This window comes from Anaerohalosphaeraceae bacterium, from assembly GCA_035378985.1.
GTDB lineage: Bacteria > Planctomycetota > Phycisphaerae > Sedimentisphaerales > Anaerohalosphaeraceae > JAHDQI01.
Window position 1 is genome coordinate 1 of the sequence record DAOSUR010000020.1, and the last position, 1,407, is coordinate 1,407.

Consider the following 1,407-nt stretch of genomic DNA (forward strand, 5'->3'; position numbering starts at 1 on the left):
AAAATCTTGCTTTGAAAGCCCAGGAATCCTCTTTGGCGCTTTCGTCTCTGTCTTCGGCAGAGAAAAACCATGCCTTGGCCTGTATCCGAAACGCCCTGCAGGCAAATGCCGAAAAAATCATCGCCGCCAATCGGCAGGACCTTCACAAAGCGGAACAGGAAAAACTGGCTGCCCCGCTTCTGAAACGTCTTAAATTTGACCAAAAGAAAATTGAGGATGTCTGCAAAGGCATCGACAGTTTAATTGCCCTGCCGGACCCGGTCGGAGCAACGCTGAGTGCAACGGAACTGGATAAGGGACTGGAACTGTACAAGGTGACCTGCCCGATCGGCGTCATCGGCGTTATTTTTGAATCCAGACCGGATGCCCTCGTGCAGATTTCCACGCTCTGTCTGAAAAGCGGCAATGCCGTGCTGCTCAAAGGCGGTTCAGAGGCCGCCGAAACCAATCGGATTCTGGCCGAGGTCATTCTGAAGGCCTCCCTTCAGGCCGGACTGCCCGACGGCTGGCTGGCCCTGCTGGAAACCCGGGCCGATGTCGCCTCCATGCTGAAACTGGACGACTCTATCGACCTGATTATCCCCCGAGGCAGCAATGAGTTCGTCCGGCACATCATGGACAACACCAACATCCCTGTCCTCGGACACGCCGATGGTATCTGCCACGTCTATGTGGACAAAGACGCCGACCTCGAGATGGCGGTTCGAATCACCGTCGATTCCAAATGTCAGTATCCGGCCGTCTGCAACGCCGCCGAAACCCTGCTGGTCCACGCGGAGATTGCCGAGCGTTTCCTGCCGGCCGTTAAAACGGCTCTCGAAGAAAAAAATGTCCAGCTGCGCGGCTGTGAAAAAACCCGCCGATTTATCGATGTCCTTCCGGCCTCAGAAGAAGACTGGAAAACCGAATACCTGGATTTGATTCTCTCCATCCGGGTCGTGGACAGCCTCGAAGAAGCCGTCCAGCACATCAACACCTACGGCTCCGGTCATACCGACGCAATTGTCACCGAGAACCGCCGGGCTGCTCTGTACTTCCTTGACCGCGTTGATTCGGCGGACGTCTTCTGGAACTGCAGCACCCGCTTTTCCGACGGCTATCGGTACGGTTTGGGAGCAGAGGTCGGCATCAGCACCAACAAAATTCACGCCCGCGGGCCGGTGGGACTGGAAGGCCTGCTGATTTACAAATGGCGGCTGGTCGGCAAAGGCCACACAGTTGCCGAATACTGCAGCGGACAAAAACATTTTACACACAGACCCCTTTCCAAACGGTGGACCTCGTAGGTATGCGCGATTTATCTTCCGTCAAACGAATGGTCGTGAAAATCGGTACGGCAACGCTCAGCCGTAACGGCGGCATCGACACCTCCTATGTCCGAAGCGTCGCCCGCCAGATTGCTCAGCT

At 55.9% G+C, this 1,407-nt stretch carries 1 protein-coding gene; it reads left to right on the forward strand.

Annotation, left to right across the window (positions count from 1 at the left end):
- A partial coding sequence (locus PKY88_11700; protein HOQ05865.1) for a glutamate-5-semialdehyde dehydrogenase occupies nt 1-1,286 on the forward strand: 1,286 nt, incomplete at its 5' end.
- Between the last annotated feature and the right edge of the window lie 121 nt (nt 1,287-1,407).